The organism is Pedobacter agri (assembly GCF_032678665.1).
GTDB lineage: Bacteria > Bacteroidota > Bacteroidia > Sphingobacteriales > Sphingobacteriaceae > Pedobacter > Pedobacter agri_A.
On sequence record NZ_JAVTSH010000001.1, the window covers coordinates 600,921 to 620,253 of the forward strand.

The window sequence follows — 19,333 nt, forward strand, 5'->3', positions numbered from 1 at the left end:
CTTTGTAATCCATCAACTTAAATCAAAACATGTTTTCAGTTAAATCAACATGCCTTAAAACTGCTTTTCTGTTTGGAACGGTGATTACTATTTCTTCCTGTAGTTCGAATAAATATGCCGCCACCGAGAAAATCTACAAAGAAAAAACCAAGGAGTTCGCAAAAATTATAACCAGCACACCGCCACAGGGTCAGCTTTACGACACTTTAAACCCAACAAACCAGCAATGGATTGGTTCTGTAAATTTTGGAATACGCAAGCCAAATTTTGTTATTCTGCACCACACCGCACAAGATAGTTTGGCGCAAACCGTTAAAACATTTCATTCCACCAGAGCAGGCACCAGTGCGCATTATGTGGTGAGCAGGGATGGAAAAGTGGTACAAATGGTGAATGATTACCTACGCTCAAACCATGCCGGTGTAAGCAAATGGGGTAAAGATACAGACCTGAACTCTTCTTCAATTGGTATTGAATTGGATAACAATGGCACTACCGATATCTGGACGGATGCGCAAATTAATAGTTTGATCAAATTATTAACCACGCTAAAAAAGAAATATAACATACCAACGGCAAATTTTATTGGTCACTCTGATATTGCGCCAAAGCGTAAACCTGATCCAAATAAATTTCCATGGAAGAAACTTGCCTTAAAAGGCTTTGGTTTTTGGTATGATGATATACTAAAAAATCCGCCTGCGAATTTTGATACTACAAATGCGCTAAAACTGATGGGCTACGATACGAGCGACATTGGCGCAACCATTACAGCTTTTAAACGCCATTTTATTCAAACTGATATCACGCCAAAACTAACACCTGTTGATATTTTGGTATTGTACAACGTTTACACAAAATATTAAACAAACAACGCCCTTGAAGATAATTCAAGGGCGTTATTTCTATTTAGAAGCCTCGGCAATCGCCCGCTCTAATATTTCATCTCTGCCTTCAATTATCCCTTTTACGGTTTGATTCACATAAATATTTGGAATAATGCCAACTCCATGATGCTGTGAACCATCGTGTTTTAACACCTTCATCCCGGTAAACCACATGTTAAAACCACCAGGAAGGTTTATGGAGTTCACATTACCATTTGTACCAGCAGTTGGTTGCCCAATAATTGTAGCCAGTTTGTAGTGTTCAATAAAACTCATGTAACTTTCTGCATAGCTGATCGCTCGGCCATCAATAAGGAAAAATATTTTGGCATTTAAGTGAGGGGCCTTGGCTTTTAGTGGCCACCGCTCGTTTTGATAGGTAATTAATTTTTCCTGATCTGGGTAAATAATTTGAGGAATCTGCATCCATTTAGATGAGGTATCGTCACCAACCATCAGGTATTCGATTAAACCAGTGTTGTCAGTCGGGTAACCCCGTAAGTCGCAAATAATGGCCTTACTGCTTTTCAACAACTCAATCGATTCATCAATCTTTTTCATCTTTGCATTACTAATACTGATGTAGGTAATATCGTTACCTAATGATTTTATGGCTTCCTGCCTGGAAGCATCAGCGTTATAAGAAGACGCATGAATTTTTCGAGAAGTATTTACTTGCTGCCCGCCTGCAAGAACAATATTGAATGGTGTATCTTTTTCTCCTATTAACGATTCGGTTTTTGCCCGGTGATTGAGGTAGCCAGGAGTAGCAGCAGAAATATGTTCATATATTTTCTGAAAATAGTTACCGGCATCCTGGCCATTAATTTTTTCAACGATATCACCTTTTTTAAGCTTTAGTGTAGAATCCATTACAGATTTGATCACTAACTTGTTTTCGATCCAATCCCATGAAAATGGAGGATAATATTGGCTTTTATTTCCGGTATACCAAACACTTATATGCCCGTCCTTCAATTTTGCAGTCATCTTTTTCAAGATATTGGCATATTCTGCGTCTGAAGTACTTTGATAGCTTGCCTTTAACGATTGCTCCAAATCAGCAGTCCAGTTGGTTTTTGCGACATCGAAATAAGGATAGAAATGTTAAAATATGTTCCATGTATTGGTAATATTTCCTATTCGCATGTAAAGGTTATTCACTGTTAATTTATCTGCCGATAGTGAATTTATTGCTGATAATTGTTTATTTACTTTTACACTATCCGTGAAAGGAAAAGTTTGGGTTTTGGTACCGTAGAGTACAATTGGCACAAATACTTTTAAATTACTACTAATTGGTTTTTCAATATATTCACCAAACTGAGCACGCCGCCCAAAAGGCTTGATGTCCAGGCTTTCGCTTTCAACAATTGTTGGACTGGCAACTTCAACAAACTTATTTTGTTGCGCTACATTCGCGGCAAATACATATTTAGCATTTTCAACACTCGACCTGCCTGTAGAAACCGAAATTGTTTTTGGCTCGCTGCCAACTGTTTCATCCTCAAAATCCCTGTGGTAAATTTCTTTTCCATCAACTTTTAAGATCAAGTCGTCTATCGCAAATTTTCCGCGGTTAACTAAAAAAGCACCCAGCAGGATTTGCTTTGCATCTTCATTAATTGTGCCTTTGATTTCGAAATTTTGCCAGCTTTTGCTTCTGATTGGGCGGCTATCCATATTCTCAAAAAATCCCATCTGCCCATTTTCTCTGTCAACCCTAAGCCAGAATTGTCCTTGACCATCATCACTCAGCATTCTTCCTCTGCCTGATAAAACGAAGCTTTTTCCCTTAATGTCCTTAGCGGGCAATAGTGTACTTAAATTACCAAAGCCTGTAAATTTATTTTTAAAAACGGTTTTTCTATTTGTTCGGGCGCTTTGATATAAGCTTCTTTTATCATTCAATAAACCAACACCTAAATGTTGCCAGGTAATCTCCTGATAACCGTTTAAATTTTTTGGTTTCAAGTTAGCGGGGAAAACAATTTTTTCATTGCCTTGCACTATACTTACGCCTGGCATTAAAATCTGCGCCATCGCGTTTAAATTTTCTTTAAGCGCTTCATCTGTTTTGCATTGATCTACCTGCTGAGCACCATAGATGGCAAATTTATCCCAGTCGATTTTTGCCGCATCATCGCCCGGATAAAAATACCTTACGTAACCGTAAAATTTAGCAAAGGCCATTTGATTTTCAATTTGTCGCTGCGATTGGGCGAAACACGTACATCCTAAAAACAGGAGTAGAGCGGTTGAGATGTTTTTCATAGATAATGATTATTTAATGCAAGGTAATCAACTAACGTTTAGTTATTTGTTAAAAAATGCTAAACGTTTTAATGCCTTAAAGCCAGCAAAGAAAATTTTAAGCATAAAAAAACACGGATAAATACATTCATCCGTGTTAATTGCTTTGGTTTAAAAAATGCTCCTTAGTTGGGTTTCTTAAACGTATCTTTTAAGGTAACCGTTCTGTTGAAAACCAATTTATCTTCAGTTGAATCTTTATCAAGGCAGAAATAACCTTTACGAATAAATTGATAACGACTGTCTAAATCCGCATCTGCTAAAGCTGGCTCGATATAAGCATTCGGCAGAACAGTTAAACTTTCAGGGTTTAGGTAATCCTTAAAATCGCCTTCTTCTGCATCTGGTGTTTCTGATGTAAATAAGCGATCGTACAAACGGATTTCAGCAGTCTTTGCATGTTGTGCACTCACCCAATGAATGGTTCCTTTTACATTTATGCCGCTGGTGTCGTTTCCGCTTTTCGATTCGGGGATGTAAGTACAATAAATTTCGGTTACGTTACCGTTTTCATCTTTCACAAAATCATCGCATTTTACAATGTAAGCGAATTTTAAACGAACCATTGCGCCAGGTGCCAAACGGAACCATTTCTTCGCCGGAACTTCCATAAAATCTTCACGCTCAATCCAAAGTTCATTGCTGAAAGGAATAATGCGTGTACCGCCTCCATCTTCTGCTTCGGGATTATTTTCGCCAATTAAATCTTCCGTTCCTTTATCATAATTGGTGATGATCAATTTAATTGGATCTAATACAGCCATCACTCTATTTGCTGATTTGTTTAAATCCTCACGGATGCAGAATTCCAACAAACTCAATTCTATCAGATTTTCGCGTTTGGCAATACCGATGCGCTCACAAAACTCGCGAACACTTTTTGGCGTAAAACCTCTTCTGCGCAAACCCGAGATGGTAGGCATGCGTGGATCGTCCCAGCCGCTCACCAGATTTTCATTCACCAATTGTAACAACTTCCGTTTACTCATTACGGTAGAAGTAAGGTTTAAACGGGCAAATTCATATTGTTTAGATGGAAAAATTTCTAACTGTTCAATAAACCAGTCGTACAATTCGCGGTGCGAAACATATTCCAAAGTACAAATGGAGTGTGTGATGTTTTCGATGCTATCGCTTTGTCCGTGGGCAAAATCATACATCGGATAAATGCACCACTTGTTGCCGGTACGATGATGTTCAGCATGTTTAATGCGATAAATAATTGGATCACGCATCAACATATTCGGACTGGCCATATCAATTTTAGCACGTAAAATATATGCACCGTCAGCAAATTCGCCATTTTTCATTTTAGTAAAAATGTCCAGATTTTCTTCAACACTGCGGTTGCGGTATGGGCTATCCTGACCAGGTTCTGTTGGTGTACCTTTTAAAGCTGCAATTTCATCTGCAGAACTTTCATCAACGTAAGCTAAACCTTTTTCAATCAGCTTAACGGCAAAAGAATATAACTCATCAAAATAATCTGATGCATATAACTCATTTTTCCAGTTAAAACCCAACCATTTAATATCTTCTTGCTGGCTGTTTACGTATTCGGTTTTTTCTGTTACCGGATTGGTATCATCAAAACGCAGGTTGGTATAGCCGCCGTATTTCTGTGTTAGTCCGAAGTTTAAGCATATTGCTTTGGCGTGGCCAATGTGTAGGTAACCATTAGGTTCAGGCGGAAAACGCGTAACCAAAGTTTCATACTTACCACTATTTAAGTCGTTCTCAACAATTTCTTCAATAAAGTTCAATGACTTTTCTTCACTCATAAAAACCTGTAAATTAGGAATGCAAAGGTAAAAAGATTGAGCGTAATTAAGTAACGATTAGAAAATAGAATAGTGGGAAATAGAGGAATAGAAAATTGGGAATGGGTAATCGATGAAATGATGCATTTCTGTTTCACCTTGTGCTATGACAATAGGAAATTGGAAATGGAGAAAAACCTCTTTTGTATTCCCATTGCACAGTTTTTTAAGCCATAAGAATGATCACATAATTAATTCCCTATTTCTTTTCCCCGTTAACACTAATTAACGGTAGCCTCAAAATCAATTCCCTATTTCATATTTCACATCAACAGATAACTTCAAAATCAATTCTCTATTTCCTAAAAATAAAATTCGATACATTTACTTCAACTTAATATTCATTATGAGCAAAGTATTAAACCGGCCAATACGTGTATTGGTAGCTAAAGTTGGCTTAGATGGCCATGATCGGGGCGCCAAAGTAATTGCAACTTCTCTTAGGGATGCAGGCATGGAAGTAATTTATACAGGCCTTCGCCAAACGCCTGAAATGGTAGTAAATACTGCTTTACAGGAAGATGTTGATGCCATAGGAATTTCGATCTTGTCAGGCGCACACATGACTGTTTTTCCTAAAATTATTCATTTCATGAAAGAAAAACAGCTTGATGATGTGTTATTAACCGGCGGTGGAATTATTCCGGAGGCCGATAGGGCTAAACTTGCCGCTTTGGGTGTTGGAGCGTTATTTCCGCCAGGAACAACTATGGCCAGCATTGTAGAATATATTCAAAATTGGGTTACAGAAAACAGAAATTTTTAAAACATGGCATATCAGAACATACTATCAGAAATTAAGGAAAACATACTTTATGTTACCATCAATAGAGAAAAAGCATTAAATGCGTTAAATGCAGCTACGCTTACAGAGTTGGCTGATGTAATTGCTTTCGCCGGTAAAACCGACGATGTTAGGGGCATAATCATCACTGGAGCTGGAGAAAAGGCTTTCGTAGCCGGTGCAGATATTAAGGAATTTTCTGATTACAGTGGAAAACAAGGAGAAGAATTAGCCAGAAAAGGACAAGAAAATGTTTTTAATGCAATAGAAAATGCTGCTAAACCTTTTGTTGCAGCCATTAATGGTTTTGCATTGGGCGGAGGATTGGAATTGGCAATGGCTTGCCATATCAGGATTGCATCTGACAATGCAAAATTAGGCTTACCAGAAGTAACACTTGGATTGATTCCGGGCTATGGCGGTACACAGAGATTAACGCAGTTGGTTGGAAAAGGTAAAGCGATTGAACTGATTACCACAGCTAACATGATTGGCGCAACTGAAGCTGAAAAAATTGGCTTAGTAAATTATACTGTACCTCAAGCCGATTTAATGAGTAAAGCCAAAGAGATTTTAGATTTAGTGAAACAAAGGGCTCCACTTGCTATAAGCGCAGCTATCAAATCGATAAATGCATCTGTAAATAGCAATATGGGCTACGAGACTGAAATAAAAGCGTTTGGAGACTGTTTTGAGACTAATGATTTCAAAGAAGGCGTATCGGCATTTATAGAAAAAAGATCGCCAAAGTTTTCCGGAAAGTGATACTTAAGTCTAATTAATTCTATAGACGGGAAAAATAACTGTAGAAAAAATTTCCCGTTTTCAAAAATTTTAATTAATTATGTACTGTCTATATTACTCTCTGCAAAGTGCATTTTCTTGTTGATTTCGGGGATTCTATAGTTTATTAAATAGGTTATTCTGAATGAAAAAGAAGATTCTCATAGTCGACGACGAGGTAAACATTGGTTTATTGCTTTCTAAATTTTTAACCAGGAATGGTTTTGAAGTTGAAAATGCGATTACCGGTTCTTCGGCTTTAGACATTATGTCGAATGAAACCTTCGATTTAATTTTATGCGATTATAGGTTAGATGATACTGATGGTCGCGAAATATTAATTAAGGTAAAAGAAAACTATCCCACCACCGGAGTAATCATCATTACTGGTTATTCTGATATAAAACTAGCGGTAGAACTCATTAAGTTAGGCGCTTACGATTATATCACGAAGCCATTATACCCTGATGAAATTTTAAATACCATTAATAAGGCACTCGAAACCCAAAGAGCCTTAAATGAAAACAAGGGTTCTTCAGGCAAAAGAAACGAAACTGATTCTGAATATGTAAACTTCACGGAATACATTGATGGAAATAGCGAGGTTTCGGCTACGCTTTTAAAACAGATTCAGTTAATTGCACCAACATCTTACAGTATTATCTTAACAGGAAAAAGTGGTACAGGGAAAGAGTGTGTGGCCAAAACGATTCACTTGAACAGCTTAAGAAAAGATAAGCCATTTATTGCGATGGATTGCGGTTCATTAACTAAAGAACTAGCAGGAAGTGAGTTTTTCGGCCATGAAAAAGGCTCTTTCACGGGTGCACTTTACACAAAAATAGGTCACTTTGAGCAAGCAAACGGGGGCACACTGTTTTTAGATGAGATCGGAAACCTCTCTTACGAAATACAGGCAACGTTACTGAGAACTGTTCAGGAACGTAAAGTGAAGCGTATTGGCAGTACAAAAGAAATTGATTTAGATGTTCGCATTATTGTTGCCACTAACGAAAATCTAGTAGATAATATTGGTAAAGGTACTTTTAGGGAGGATTTATATCACCGCTTCAATGAATTTTCCATTCACCTTCCATCTTTAAAAAAACGTGGAAATGACATTCTTATTTTTGCAGATAAGTTTTTAGCCATAGCAAATCAAGAACTTAATAAAGATATCAGAGGTTTCTCTGAAGGAGTGAAAAATTGCTTTCTGAACTACAGCTGGCCGGGAAATGTACGTGAATTAAAGAACGTCATCAGACGAGTTGCACTACTTACTGATGGCAACTTAATCCAGGTTGATGTGCTGCCGCTCGAACTATCAAATTATATTAAAGATTTCGACAATGAAGAGTCTTTAAAACAAATGAAACCTAAAGCAGTCGACAAACCTAAGGATTTAAAGAACGCAGCTCAGGAGGCTGAGTATGATACCATTTTAAGAGTACTGAAAGAGGTAAACTTTAATAAAACAAAAGCGGCCCAAATATTAAAAATTGATAGAAAGACGCTTTACAACAAAATAAAAGCCATTAAATTTGAGGAATAGAAATATTTTCTGCAACTGAGAAAACAAAAGCATACGTTTTAACATTAGAAGATTACCAAACATCTATTTTATGTCGGTATTCTCTTACAAACAGCGTAATAACATTAATTTGCTTATCATAATAGCACTTGGGCTATTAATTGCATATTCGTTACAGGGAATTTTCAGTGCCATTTTAAGTACGCTTGTACTTTACACCATCATGCGGCCAGCCTATATTCATTTAGCTGAAGTAAAAGGCTGGAATAAAAGGTTTGTAGCCATTTTTCTTATTACGATAAGTATTGTATTAATTGTATTGCCGTTTTATGCATTAAGCAGTATGGTAATCAGCAAAATATCAGAGCTTAAAAACAATGAAATTTTCTTTAAAAACTTACTGGTAAAACTTCAACACTTAGTACCATTTAAAATTAACGAAGACCTGATACAGGATGGATTAAATCGCCTGGGCAGCTGGGCGACCGATTTGTTTCCTTCATTAATTTCCAGTGCGGTAAATATTATACTTAGTCTTTTAGTGATGTACTTTTTACTATACTTTATGCTCATCGAACGCAAGGTATTTGAACGGTCGCTGATAAAGTATGCGCCGCTGAGAGAACAAAATGCGCTTCGTTTTGGAGATGAAATGCGGAATACCACATACGCAAATGTGCTCGGACAGGGATTGATTTGCCTGGTTCAGGGATCTTTGGTGAGTTTATCTTTTTATATTTTAGGCTATAAAGACCCGGTATTTTGGGGCATAATTACAACATTCATCTCCTTTGTTCCTATCCTGGGTCCGCCGGTAGTGTTTGTGCCGGCAGCGATTCTGCAAATTGCAAACGGAAATAATTTTGCAGGTTGGGCAATGTTAATTTTTGGTTTCGTGGTAATTATTAATATTGATAATGTGCTAAGATTTGTCATTGCGAAAAAAGTTGGCAACATACATCCCATAATTACGGTAATTGGCGTAATTATTGGTATTCCTTTATTCGGAATTTTAGGCCTGGTTTTTGGCCCATTACTCATATCTTATTTTATTTTGCTTGTTAAAATTTACGAAACCAGTACACTGGCTTCAGAAAGATTGGAAAGAATTAAAACAAATAATGAGCATAATGAGTTATAATTTATAGCTTAACAATAAAATAATATAGTAGTTCTTATATTGTGAATGTTAAACCCTTAAAATACATTATTATGAATGATAACTCAAAAGTTGTAGTTGCTCTATTGGCAGGCTTAGCTGCTGGTGCCGCTTTAGGTATCTTATTTGCACCTGATAAAGGTGAAGAAACACGCGACAAATTAAGTCAATCTCTGAAAGATTTGGGCGATTCTATTAAAGATAAGGCAGCAGATGAAATTAATAATTTATCAAGCCTTAAAGATAAAGTGGTAAGCTCTATCAAAACTAAACTGAGAAGTGTTGAAGAAGAATACAGTGATGACGTTGAGCACGCTTAAAAATAAATAATAACTGAGCACATTACTGTGCTCAGTTAAACTCCATCTAAACTATGCAAGAAAATAAAGATAAAAGTATTGAAGATCTTGTTGAAGACGCCAAAGGGTTTTTAGAAGCAAGAATCGAATATACAAGACTTTACCTTGTAGAAAAGGTATCCAAAATATTTGCCGATTTAGTTACAAACACTGCGGTGATTGTATGTTTCATATTGGCTTTTTTGTTTGGTAGCGTAACTTTAGCACTTTTTTTATCAGATGTTTTAGGTAGTTATACCAGAGGTTTTGGCTGCGTTTCGGGCATTTACCTTTTACTTGCTGTTATTGTTTATCTAACAAAAGATAAATACATTGAAAAAGCAATTATAAACGTTGCAATTAGAAAATATTTCGACAAACTTGCAGATAAGGAGGAAGAAGATGAGAAAGTATAACATCAGAACTCTGGAAGATTTGAAGGCCGCTAAGCTAGAGCTGAAAGTAGAATATACCCTTAAACAGAATATGCTTAAAAGTGATGGAAAAACATTTTTAAAGCAATTTACTATCGGCGCCCTGATTAAAAAATATGCTACACCAAATAATCTGTTTAAGGCAGATGAGAAGCTGAACATTAGTGGCACAGCAATGTCATTGCTTCTTCCAATGGTGATGAACAAAACACTTTTTAGAGGTGCGGGCTTTTTAACCAAAGCCGCTGTTGGATTGGTATCAGGTAAAGTCGGCAAATCACTTGATGCCGAACATCTGTCAGCAATTTTCAATTCAGTTAAAGGCTGGTTTGGCAAAAAGAAAGTACAAAAAGCAAAGAAATTCGTTGATTATGGCATTCCGCCAGATAGCGAAACCTACTAATTTACAAGCCTCATATGCAAATTATGGGGCTTTTGTATTATAGAAAATTTATACTTTAACTGTAGCGAAATTATCTTCTCAATCGTTATCATTTAAAAAATATGATGAAAAATTTATTATTAATGTTCGCACTTTGTTTTATGCTTTCCTGCAAGAAAGATTTAGACAAAAAACTATCCAGCAATGACTGGAAAATTGAATCGGCAACAATCAATCCAGCAATCACTATCGGATCAAAATCGGGCACCAATTATTTGGAGCTAAATGGGTGCTGCAAGTTGCGAAGCCACAACAACCTTAACGTTTTCAGAAGATGGCATATTTAATATTAGCGCAAACGGTGCCTTATGTGATATGTTTTATGATCCAAATAGAAAGTCAGTAACCTGGACGCGTGAAAACGATCAAATAAAAGTTTCTTCGGCACCAGGTGCGCCATATACTCTTAAAGGAAATAAACTTATTCAAATTACAACGTTTACATCTGGAGGCAGTACCTATACATTGGTACGTATTTATGGAGCGAAATAAATTTCAATGAAGATCTTAATGGTTTGTTTGGGCAATATCTGCAGGTCTCCACTGGCAGAAGGTATCATGCGTCACCTCGTAAAACAAGGTAAGCTCAATTGGGAAATTGCATCTGCTGGCACCGGCAACTGGCATATTGGTAAAATGCCAGATTCCAGAAGCATTTCTGCAGCCAGTGCTTTGGGCTATGATATTAGTGGGCAAAGGGCGCAGCAATTTGATCACAGTATGTTTGCCCAGTTCGACCTCATTTTGGTTATGGATAGAAATAACTTAAAAGACGTTCAACATTTAGCTAAAACTGATGCAGAGCGAAATAAAGTAAGGTTATTTTTGGAGGAAGACGAAGTAACTGACCCATACTGGGATAATCACTTATTTGAACCTGTTTGTAAACAAGTTGAAGACAGATGTAAAGAAATTATCAAACAACTTTCTTAATTTAGTGACCGTTATAAAACGACTAACCAAACCATTAAAAAATGAAGAAAGCGCTTTCCTTTTGTATCCTTATTGCAGCATTTTTAGTATTTCAAAGTAATACGATTTTAAAAAAAGTTCCGCGAGTTTTAGTTTTTTCGAAAACTAAGGGTTTCAGGCACAATTCTATCGATGCCGGGAAAATAGCCATTGCGAAAATGGGAAAAGAAAAGAAATTTCTTGTTGATACAACCGAAAATGCTGCTCTTTTTACAAGCGACAATTTAAAACAATATGCAGCGATTGTTTTTTTAAACACTACTGGCGATGTTTTAGATAATCAACAGCAAACCGCATTTGAAAGTTATATTAAAGCCGGAGGCGGTTACGTAGGTATACATGCAGCTACCGATACCGAATATGATTGGCCCTGGTATGGAAAACTAGCAGGCGCATATTTCATCAGTCACCCCGTTGTTCAGCAGGCCCGATTTGTAGTGAAGGATAAAAAACATCCCTCTACCAGTTTCTTTACAGATTCAATCTGGATGCACAAAGACGAGCTTTACAATTTTAAAAATATTAACCCTGACATTAAGGTGCTTTTAACTATCGACGAAAGCTCATATGAGGGCGGGAAAAACGGAAAAATTCACCCGTTTAGCTGGTATCATGATTATGATGGCGGGAGGGCATTTTACACATCTATGGGGCATTTAAAAGAAACCTGGACAGATGAAACGTTTCTCAAGCATCTTTATGGTGGCATTACCTATGCAATAGGTAAGAAAAAGTAATGGCTGTATTCTCAATGTGTAAATGAATCTCGCAGTTATCAGCAGCTTAAACAATTCATATAATAATCAGGGCAATACATTTACGCCATTGGAATCAAAGTTTAATGATCAGCCACTTTATAATTAACAAGGTAAATGTAATTCAGCATGCAAAAGGCAGCCACTGCGCCAAAAGTATGCCATAAAAAATGGGTGCCAATGTCTAAAATTTCCCACTTATCAGCAATACGAAAAGTTAGCGCAAAAATGAAAGCCAGTAACGCAAAGCCTACCCATTTTCCATTACGCCATTCGGTTTTCATAAGATAGCCAAAAACCGGGAACAACACCAATGCAGCCATAAATGCATAGTTAATATTAATGAAAATCTGAAAATCACCGTTTGAAAAAAGCCTTCTGACATAGAATTGGAAGAAAGCATAAACCACAACAATCAAAACAGCATAATACCACTTGGTTAATTTGGCTAAAAAGTAAACTCCTGCCGAAAGACAAAGCAACATAATCGGCATCCAATCCATCATAATAAATATTGGCCATCGCCTCAAACCGTGATAGGTTGTTCCGCCAATTCCACCGATATAAAGAAGCACCAACGCTATACTTAGAAATGTGTGTTTTTTATAGTTCCCCCACAATTTGAATGTCCAATAAATCGCAATCATCAAAAAGAAAAAACTTGTAATGGTGTTTAATGGCTCTGGAAATAAATTATCCAAATTCGTTTCTGTGTAAGTTGTTCCGCCATCAGGAGGGTTTTGGATTAAAGCGCTCATATTTATTAATCTTTTGAGTTTGCAATCTGCACTTATAAAACTAAAATCGAAGGTGATTGTAGTATTCTTTGCGTAAAAACTTTGCGACTTAGGCTTAATGTTGAGGAAACACCTTTAACAGCTGCTCTTGACACACACCTTCTTTTAAATGGAGAAAGCAATATATTATCAAAAAAGCCAAACCTTTTAAGCTTGCTCATGTTGAAATAATAACATCAAAACTTATAAAAACATGAAAACTACAACAGCAATAGCAGAGGTTTTAAACGACCTGGTTCAAATTAATAATGACCGTATTGAAGGATATGAAAAAGCACGTAAAGAATTAAAAGATGGTGATGCAGATCTGAAATCGTTATTCTTAAATATGATTGAAGAAAGCCAAAAATATAAAATGGCTTTAGCAACAGAGGTTGCAGCTTCTGGCGAAGATATTGAAACCGGCACCACTACATCTGGTAAAATTTACAGAGGCTGGATGGATGTGAAAGCTTTATTTACAGGTCACGATCGTCAAACTGTTTTGAACAATTGCGAGTTTGGGGAAGATGCAGCGCAAAATGCCTATAAAATGGCTTTGGAAGAAGAAGATTTACCTTCAAACATCAGAGAACTGATTGCTGATCAAAAAGCATCGTTAAGAGTATCGCATGATGAGATTAAAAGATTGCGTGATTCTCAAGCTTAGGATTAGCTTAATTTAAAATAAAAAATGCTCCTGATAAAATCTATCAAGAGCATTTTCGTTTAACAGCTGGTTGTTTTATGATTCCAGTTCTCTGTCTAAATGTTCCGTAACGCGTTGAATGGTATTGTCAATCGTATTGCTTAGAATAGTTAAATACGAACCTTTTTTTGCGTTGTCGATTGCGTCTTGCAAACAAGCTGTACTCTTATTATTGATAATAATTTCTTTGTTTGGATCCACTTCCTTAATACCACTCACCAGAAGATCTATCAGTTCCTGCTGATCGCGGCCACGTAAATATTTTTCCTGGCAGATATAGATTTTATCAAACATTTGAGCAGAAATTCGGGCTGTTTCCCTTATGTCTTCATCTCTTCTATCACCAGTTCCGGAAATAATTCCAACATGTTCGGTAGATTCAACACTGGCAAGGTAAGCTTTCACACCATTAAAGCCGTCAGGGTTATGCGCAAAATCAACAAGCACTTTGAAATCTTTGAATCTAAACACATTCATTCGTCCTGGCGTATGTGCTGCGGAAGGGATAAATGTTTCCAGTGATAAACGAATATCTTCAGGTTTATATCCCCATAAATAGGCGGCTAATGTTGCAGCTAACACATTTTGAATCATGAAATTCACTGATCCTCCAAAGGTTAAAGGAATGTGCGTAGCTTTATCAACCCTCAATTTCCAATCGCCGGTTTTAATGGTGATATAACCATTTTCATAAATGGCAGCAATTCCTCCTTTTTTGCAATGGTCTTTAATCACCGGATTATTTTCATCCATACTGAAATAAGCCACATTACAACGGGCATCACGGGCAATTTTTACGCAGTAACCGTTGTCGGCATTTAAAACCGCCCAGCCTTTCCTTCTAACCGCACCAATTACTACAGCCTTAACCCGAGTTAAATCATCTAGGTTATGAATATCAGAAATACCCAGGTGATCTTCCTGAATATTGGTTACCACGCCGATATCACAAGCATTAAATCCCAAACCGGCTCTTAAAATACCACCTCGGGCAGTTTCTAACACCGCAAATTCGACAGTCGGGTCTTTTAAAATAAACTCGGCACTTACTGGCCCGGTAGTATCGCCTTTCATCAACATCGTGTTGTGAACATATACGCCATCACTGGTGGTAAAGCCAACGCGTTTACCATTACTGCGGATAATGTGGGCTATTAATCGTGTGGTTGTTGTTTTTCCGTTCGTTCCGGTTACCGCAATAATTGGAATTTGCGATAATCTGCCTTGCGGGTATAACATATCTACAACCGAAGCGGCAACATTTCGAGGCAAACCTTCGCTTGGTGCAAGGTGCATTCTGAAACCTGGTGCTGCATTTACTTCCAAAACTACTCCACCATTTTCAGTAAGTGGTTGGGTAAGATTTTGGGCCATAATATCGATACCGCAAATATCTAAACCAATTACCCTTGAAATTCGCTCACAAATAAAAATATTTTGCGGATGAACAATGTCGGTAACATCAATTGACGTTCCACCAGTACTCAAATTGGCCGTAGATTTTAAATAAACAATTTCACCTTTTTCAGGAATCGTTTCTAATGTGTATTCCTTTTTGGCTAACAAATCTAAAGTATCCCGATCAACAGAAATTTCAGTCAGCACGTTTTCATGGCCATAACCGCGACGTGGATCTTCATTTTCTTTATCAATCAGTTCCTGAATAGTATGAATGCCATTACCCATAACGTGGGCAGGATCACGTTGTGCAGCTGCAACCACTTTATGGTCGATCACTAAAACACGAAAATCGTATCCGGTAATAAATTTCTCAATAATCACCCGGCGTGAGTAGGTTTTGGCGTATTCGAAAGCTGCTTTTGCCGCTTCCATCGTTTTCACGTTAATGGTTGCACCTTTTCCATGGTTCCCGTCTAATGGTTTAAAAACTAATGGAAAACCAACTTTATTAACTGATGCCTCTAAATCATCAGGGTTGGAAATGGTAACACCCGAAGCAACCGGAATGGCTGCCTCCGTTAGCAAACGTTTTGTTTCTTCTTTATTGCTGGCAATATCAACAGCAATGCTACTCGTTTTTTCAGTCATTGTAGCCCTGAAACGTACCTGGTTTTTGCCATAACCTAATTGTACTAACGAACTTTTATTTAACCTGATCCAGGGAATATTTCTGCTTACCGCTTCCTGCACAATAGACCCCGTACTTGGACCTAAAGCTTCCAATTCACGGATTTCTTTCATTCTTCTGATGTCATGCTCTAAATCATATTCCTGATTTTCGATTAAAGCTTCTGCAATTCGCACTGCTGCCTCTGCTGCATAAACACCAACTTTTTCTTCCAAATAACTGAACACCACGTTATAAATGCCTTCGGTTTTGGTTTGGCGGGTACGTCCAAACCCGGTTTCCATTCCCGCGATGGTCTGGATTTCTAAAGCAATGTGTTCAATTACATGCCCCATCCATGTGCCTTCTTTTACACGCGTAAAAAAACCACCTTCAACACCTTTAGAACAACGGTGTGTGAACATGCTTGGCAAAAGTTTTTCAATGCGTTCACTGAATCCTTCAATGGTATTGGTTGGTCGCTGCTCCAAATCTTCCAAATCCAGGCGCATTTGAATCAGTTTTTTGCGACTTATCGACCATATATTTGGCCCTCTTAGTACTTGTATGTTTGATATCTTCATGTAATATTTTGTCGTTTTTTATGTTAAACAAGCGTTGGGATGGCCATTTAATTCAATTTTTTAAGAATAAAATTGATGATTGTAAATTATACATTTATTTTTAAAATTGACATCACAAATAGCTAAATCAAAATAAAAGGGTATTTGTTTTAATATCAGCCTGTAGAATAGCCGATTTTCTTAATAATTATTTCAACGATTGTTAATAATTGAGTAATTATTGACAAAAAAAGTCGTGTTTTTTATCTTAAGCTGATATATTTGGGCTTTTTGATACAATAATAATACACAAAGAATGGTTCCAAAGGGCAAACTTATCATCATTGGTGGAGCAATAAACACAGGCAGCTTTGCTGAAACGCAATTTGGATTGCCTGAGAACATGAATTTTTTCGAACGTGGCATTCTGAAACGGATTACCACAGAATCGGTAAAAGACATCGAATCGCGTTTTGAAATTATCACAACGGCTTCTTTGATGCCTGAAAAAGTTGGCGAAGAATACATTAAAGCTTATGCTCAACTAGATGTACATAATTTAGGCGTTCTTAATATCACCAACCGAGAAGAGGCAAACTCTGATGAGAATTGCGCCCGTATTGCTGCCGCCGAAGTAATTATATTCACCGGTGGAGACCAACTGCGTTTATCATCGATTTTCGGTGGTACGAAAATTCATCAAATTTTATTGGAGAAATATAAAAATGAACCTGTGGTTATTGCAGGAACATCTGCCGGAGCCGCTGCAAGTTCAAAAAACATGATCTATCAGGGCAGTAGTAAAGATGCGTTACTTAAAGGCGAAGTAAAAATTACCGGTGGATTAGGTTTTATCGACGATGTGATTGTTGATACACACTTTGTTCAACGCGGAAGAATTGGCCGTTTATTATATGCTGCGGCAAGTAATCCAGGTATTTTAGGAATTGGCTTAGGTGAAGATACTGGCTTGTTTATTTCTGACGGACATGTGATGGAAGCCATCGGATCTGGGATGGTGATTTTGGTAGATGGTCGTCAAATGGCCGATACCAATCTTACTGATGTAGAGATGGGGCAGCCCGTATCTATCAAAAACATGGTAGTACACGTGATGTGCGATGGCGATGTTTATGATTTGACAGACCATAGCCTGGTGATCCACCATCCAAAAGTTGTTCCGATAGGATAATATAAGTTTCCAGTAGGGAGTTTTCAGTTTTGAACCTTGATACTAAAAAAATGAAACTAATTATACACGGTGGCTTTTTCAGTGAGTCATCTACCAACCAGGAGACAAAAAAGGCAAAGCAAGATGCTTTAGCTGAAATTGTTACCCTTGGATATGAATATTTAAAAACACATAGTGCCTTAGAAACAGTAGTTTACACCGTTGCCTTACTGGAAGATAATGAACTTTTCAATGCCGGTATTGGTTCACAAATTCAAAGTGACGGCAAAGTTCGTTTAAGCGCATCGCTGATGGATGGCAAAACGGAGAAGTTTAGCGGCGTTATCAATGTGGAAGATGTGAAAAACCCTATTGAAATTGCAAAAGATTTAATCAATTACGATGACCGTGTGTTAAGTGGAGAAGGTGCTCAAAACTTCGCCCGAAAAAACGGGCATGTGTTCTTTAATCCAATAACGGCACAACGCCAATCGGAATACGAAGCCAAGTTAAATCAACAAAATAATAAAGGAACCGTTGGCTGTGTTGCTTTGGATGATGAGGGTAACCTTGCAGCAGCAACTTCAACAGGTGGCAAAGGCTTTGAAATTCCTTGTCGCGTAAGTGATTCTGCTACAGCTGCTGGCAACTATGCCAACCAATACGCGGGAATTTCATGTACAGGTGTGGGCGAAGATATTGTGAGTAACGCCACCGCCGCTAAAATTGTAACCCGGGTAACGGATGGATTTTCTTTAAAAGATGCTTGTGATAAAACGTTTACAGAACTTAAAGCCTTTGACGGTTTTGCAGGGGTTGTGGGCATTTCATCATTAGGGGAAATTTACCACTGCGATTCACATCCGTATATGGTTTGGGCATCTTTCGACGTTAATTTACAGGTATTTAGCTAAAATTGAATATAAAGTATTATTTTTGTTGCATGTCCAAATATGTATTGGCTTTGGTAAGCCTTTTTGCCTCATTTCAACTGCAAGCGCAAAACATTGATAAAGCTGATTTCCAGGAGCCAAACGGAGGAAGTGCGATTACAATCTCTGTTTCTAAGTTCGATCTGGAAGAAGGAAATTCATTTTTTGAAGATGCTGAAGATTTAGAAAAAAAAGGTGATTTTAACGAAGCACTTACCCTTTTTGGTAAAGCAGCATTTGAGTATAATGCAGCTAAGAACTTCAATAAATACGGTCAGGCGATTATTAAAATGAGCAACATGCATTACCAGTTAGGCCGTTACAGTGATGCCGAACAAATTCTGCTTAATGTTGCCCTTAAAAATTACTCGAAAATGGGTAGCAGGAGTGGCTTGATGAATACCTATAACCTTTTGGGGAAAGTTTACCTCGCTAATAATAAATCTACCCAATCGATGTGGTTTTATACCCAACAGGGTATTTTGGCAAAACAACTAAAAAGCAATAATTCATATATAGAATCTATTTTGGGTATTGTTCAGGTTAAAATTAAAAAGAAAGATTTTACCCTTGCATTGAGAGATTTGAAAACGGCTGAATGGCTGGCCAGCTCAATTAAATCTACGCAATACAAAGGACAAATAAGTGATGCCAGGGAAGCCATTGCAAATAAGACTTCACTAAAAAAATCTTAAAAAGGCCCACTACCTCGTTTAATCCCTTTCCCTCCTGGTAAATAATGCAATTGTAATATTCTATTTCAGAATAGCTTACAGCGATGTTGTCAAAACAAAAGCCATTATATTTCGTTAAATTTCAAGAATTGTTAAATAAAAAGCTTTTAGCTAGATTTGATAAAATTTTAACAAGAGACAGTAATAATGCTGTCTCTTTTT

Annotated in this window: 20 protein-coding genes; 15 read left to right on the plus strand and 5 right to left on the minus strand. The window is 37.3% G+C overall.

Annotated elements, in window-relative coordinates:
* Nucleotides 1-29: 29 nt before the first annotated feature.
* Nucleotides 30-866: an N-acetylmuramoyl-L-alanine amidase gene (locus R2Q70_RS02720; protein ID WP_316806129.1), complete on the plus strand. Its 837-nt coding sequence runs from the start codon at nucleotides 30-32 to the stop codon at nucleotides 864-866.
* A 39-nt stretch (nucleotides 867-905) separates the two neighbouring features.
* On the opposite strand, the gene R2Q70_RS02725 is transcribed toward R2Q70_RS02720, so the two are convergent.
* From R2Q70_RS02725 to R2Q70_RS02735, 3 genes are all read right to left on the minus strand, one after another.
* The gene (locus tag R2Q70_RS02725; RefSeq protein WP_316806130.1) at nucleotides 906-1,946 is read right to left on the minus strand and encodes a S41 family peptidase; all 1,041 of its coding nucleotides are present in this window, start codon (nucleotides 1,944-1,946) and stop codon (nucleotides 906-908) included.
* 48 nt (nucleotides 1,947-1,994) lie between these two features.
* Nucleotides 1,995-3,161: a hypothetical protein gene (locus tag R2Q70_RS02730; protein ID WP_316806131.1), complete on the minus strand. Its 1,167-nt coding sequence runs from the start codon at nucleotides 3,159-3,161 to the stop codon at nucleotides 1,995-1,997.
* A gap of 164 nt (nucleotides 3,162-3,325) precedes the next feature.
* Nucleotides 3,326-4,981: a glutamine--tRNA ligase/YqeY domain fusion protein gene (locus R2Q70_RS02735; RefSeq protein WP_316806132.1), complete on the minus strand. Its 1,656-nt coding sequence runs from the start codon at nucleotides 4,979-4,981 to the stop codon at nucleotides 3,326-3,328.
* Nucleotides 4,982-5,366: 385 nt separating this feature from the next.
* Here R2Q70_RS02735 and R2Q70_RS02740 point away from each other — a divergent pair, with 385 nt between their 5' ends.
* The 10 genes from R2Q70_RS02740 (at nucleotide 5,367) to R2Q70_RS02785 (ending at nucleotide 12,200) form a co-directional block, all read left to right on the plus strand.
* The gene (locus tag R2Q70_RS02740) at nucleotides 5,367-5,786 is read left to right on the plus strand and encodes a cobalamin B12-binding domain-containing protein (RefSeq protein ID WP_316806133.1); all 420 of its coding nucleotides are present in this window, start codon (nucleotides 5,367-5,369) and stop codon (nucleotides 5,784-5,786) included.
* A gap of 3 nt (nucleotides 5,787-5,789) precedes the next feature.
* Entirely contained in the window at nucleotides 5,790-6,569 is a 780-nt protein-coding gene (locus tag R2Q70_RS02745; protein ID WP_316806134.1) for an enoyl-CoA hydratase/isomerase family protein, read from the plus strand.
* Between the two features lie 163 nt (nucleotides 6,570-6,732).
* Nucleotides 6,733-8,139, plus strand: a complete 1,407-nt coding sequence (locus tag R2Q70_RS02750) for a sigma-54 dependent transcriptional regulator (protein ID WP_316806135.1) — start codon at nucleotides 6,733-6,735, stop codon at nucleotides 8,137-8,139.
* A 70-nt stretch (nucleotides 8,140-8,209) separates the two neighbouring features.
* A complete protein-coding gene (locus R2Q70_RS02755; RefSeq protein WP_316806136.1) occupies nucleotides 8,210-9,259 on the plus strand; it encodes an AI-2E family transporter in 1,050 nt (349 codons plus the stop codon).
* Nucleotides 9,260-9,330: 71 nt separating this feature from the next.
* Complete coding sequence (locus R2Q70_RS02760) at nucleotides 9,331-9,597, plus strand: YtxH domain-containing protein (protein ID WP_010600557.1); 267 nt, start codon at nucleotides 9,331-9,333, stop codon at nucleotides 9,595-9,597.
* 53 nt (nucleotides 9,598-9,650) lie between these two features.
* Nucleotides 9,651-10,031: a phage holin family protein gene (locus R2Q70_RS02765; RefSeq protein ID WP_116168959.1), complete on the plus strand. Its 381-nt coding sequence runs from the start codon at nucleotides 9,651-9,653 to the stop codon at nucleotides 10,029-10,031.
* Nucleotides 10,018-10,452 carry a hypothetical protein gene (locus R2Q70_RS02770; protein WP_316806137.1) on the plus strand — a complete coding sequence of 145 codons (435 nt, stop codon included), beginning with the start codon at nucleotides 10,018-10,020 and terminating at the stop codon, nucleotides 10,450-10,452. The genes R2Q70_RS02765 and R2Q70_RS02770 overlap by 14 nt, the downstream gene beginning before the upstream one ends.
* Nucleotides 10,453-10,716: 264 nt before the next feature.
* Nucleotides 10,717-10,983: a hypothetical protein gene (locus R2Q70_RS02775; RefSeq protein ID WP_316806138.1), complete on the plus strand. Its 267-nt coding sequence runs from the start codon at nucleotides 10,717-10,719 to the stop codon at nucleotides 10,981-10,983.
* Between the two features lie 6 nt (nucleotides 10,984-10,989).
* Nucleotides 10,990-11,424: a low molecular weight protein-tyrosine-phosphatase gene (locus tag R2Q70_RS02780; RefSeq protein WP_316806139.1), complete on the plus strand. Its 435-nt coding sequence runs from the start codon at nucleotides 10,990-10,992 to the stop codon at nucleotides 11,422-11,424.
* A 41-nt stretch (nucleotides 11,425-11,465) separates the two neighbouring features.
* Complete coding sequence (locus R2Q70_RS02785; protein WP_316806140.1) at nucleotides 11,466-12,200, plus strand: ThuA domain-containing protein; 735 nt, start codon at nucleotides 11,466-11,468, stop codon at nucleotides 12,198-12,200.
* A 101-nt stretch (nucleotides 12,201-12,301) separates the two neighbouring features.
* Here the strand turns inward: R2Q70_RS02785 and R2Q70_RS02790 are convergent, their stop codons facing one another.
* A complete protein-coding gene (locus tag R2Q70_RS02790) occupies nucleotides 12,302-12,976 on the minus strand; it encodes a hypothetical protein (protein WP_316806141.1) in 675 nt (224 codons plus the stop codon).
* Between the two features lie 232 nt (nucleotides 12,977-13,208).
* Between R2Q70_RS02790 and R2Q70_RS02795 the strand changes: the two genes are divergently transcribed.
* Nucleotides 13,209-13,664, plus strand: a complete 456-nt coding sequence (locus R2Q70_RS02795) for a ferritin-like domain-containing protein (protein WP_029204518.1) — start codon at nucleotides 13,209-13,211, stop codon at nucleotides 13,662-13,664.
* A gap of 75 nt (nucleotides 13,665-13,739) precedes the next feature.
* Here the strand turns inward: R2Q70_RS02795 and cphA are convergent, their stop codons facing one another.
* Nucleotides 13,740-16,355: a cyanophycin synthetase gene (cphA, locus tag R2Q70_RS02800; protein ID WP_316806142.1), complete on the minus strand. Its 2,616-nt coding sequence runs from the start codon at nucleotides 16,353-16,355 to the stop codon at nucleotides 13,740-13,742.
* 295 nt (nucleotides 16,356-16,650) lie between these two features.
* Here cphA and R2Q70_RS02805 point away from each other — a divergent pair, with 295 nt between their 5' ends.
* The 3 genes from R2Q70_RS02805 to R2Q70_RS02815 are packed head-to-tail and all read left to right on the plus strand — an operon-like array spanning nucleotide 16,651 to nucleotide 19,132.
* A complete protein-coding gene (locus tag R2Q70_RS02805) occupies nucleotides 16,651-17,526 on the plus strand; it encodes a cyanophycinase (RefSeq protein ID WP_316806143.1) in 876 nt (291 codons plus the stop codon).
* Nucleotides 17,527-17,576: 50 nt separating this feature from the next.
* Nucleotides 17,577-18,419: an isoaspartyl peptidase/L-asparaginase gene (locus R2Q70_RS02810; protein ID WP_316806144.1), complete on the plus strand. Its 843-nt coding sequence runs from the start codon at nucleotides 17,577-17,579 to the stop codon at nucleotides 18,417-18,419.
* A gap of 29 nt (nucleotides 18,420-18,448) precedes the next feature.
* Nucleotides 18,449-19,132, plus strand: coding sequence for a hypothetical protein (locus tag R2Q70_RS02815; protein ID WP_316806145.1), 684 nt, complete (start codon nucleotides 18,449-18,451; stop codon nucleotides 19,130-19,132).
* Nucleotides 19,133-19,333: the final 201 nt, after the last annotated feature.

Coding starts and splice junctions, on each gene's coding strand:
- R2Q70_RS02805 (WP_316806143.1), top strand. CDS start 16,651: ATGGTTCCAAAGGGCAAACTTATCATCATTGGTGGAGCAATAAACACA.
- R2Q70_RS02765 (WP_116168959.1), top strand. CDS start 9,651: ATGCAAGAAAATAAAGATAAAAGTATTGAAGATCTTGTTGAAGACGCC.
- R2Q70_RS02795 (WP_029204518.1), top strand. CDS start 13,209: ATGAAAACTACAACAGCAATAGCAGAGGTTTTAAACGACCTGGTTCAA.
- R2Q70_RS02745 (WP_316806134.1), top strand. CDS start 5,790: ATGGCATATCAGAACATACTATCAGAAATTAAGGAAAACATACTTTAT.
- R2Q70_RS02775 (WP_316806138.1), top strand. CDS start 10,717: ATGGGTGCTGCAAGTTGCGAAGCCACAACAACCTTAACGTTTTCAGAA.
- R2Q70_RS02760 (WP_010600557.1), top strand. CDS start 9,331: ATGAATGATAACTCAAAAGTTGTAGTTGCTCTATTGGCAGGCTTAGCT.
- R2Q70_RS02730 (WP_316806131.1), bottom strand. CDS start 3,161: ATGAAAAACATCTCAACCGCTCTACTCCTGTTTTTAGGATGTACGTGT.
- R2Q70_RS02790 (WP_316806141.1), bottom strand. CDS start 12,976: ATGAGCGCTTTAATCCAAAACCCTCCTGATGGCGGAACAACTTACACA.
- R2Q70_RS02770 (WP_316806137.1), top strand. CDS start 10,018: ATGAGAAAGTATAACATCAGAACTCTGGAAGATTTGAAGGCCGCTAAG.
- R2Q70_RS02720 (WP_316806129.1), top strand. CDS start 30: ATGTTTTCAGTTAAATCAACATGCCTTAAAACTGCTTTTCTGTTTGGA.
- R2Q70_RS02755 (WP_316806136.1), top strand. CDS start 8,210: ATGTCGGTATTCTCTTACAAACAGCGTAATAACATTAATTTGCTTATC.
- R2Q70_RS02780 (WP_316806139.1), top strand. CDS start 10,990: ATGAAGATCTTAATGGTTTGTTTGGGCAATATCTGCAGGTCTCCACTG.
- cphA (WP_316806142.1), bottom strand. CDS start 16,355: ATGAAGATATCAAACATACAAGTACTAAGAGGGCCAAATATATGGTCG.
- R2Q70_RS02740 (WP_316806133.1), top strand. CDS start 5,367: ATGAGCAAAGTATTAAACCGGCCAATACGTGTATTGGTAGCTAAAGTT.
- R2Q70_RS02785 (WP_316806140.1), top strand. CDS start 11,466: ATGAAGAAAGCGCTTTCCTTTTGTATCCTTATTGCAGCATTTTTAGTA.
- R2Q70_RS02815 (WP_316806145.1), top strand. CDS start 18,449: ATGTCCAAATATGTATTGGCTTTGGTAAGCCTTTTTGCCTCATTTCAA.
- R2Q70_RS02750 (WP_316806135.1), top strand. CDS start 6,733: ATGAAAAAGAAGATTCTCATAGTCGACGACGAGGTAAACATTGGTTTA.
- R2Q70_RS02735 (WP_316806132.1), bottom strand. CDS start 4,981: ATGAGTGAAGAAAAGTCATTGAACTTTATTGAAGAAATTGTTGAGAAC.
- R2Q70_RS02810 (WP_316806144.1), top strand. CDS start 17,577: ATGAAACTAATTATACACGGTGGCTTTTTCAGTGAGTCATCTACCAAC.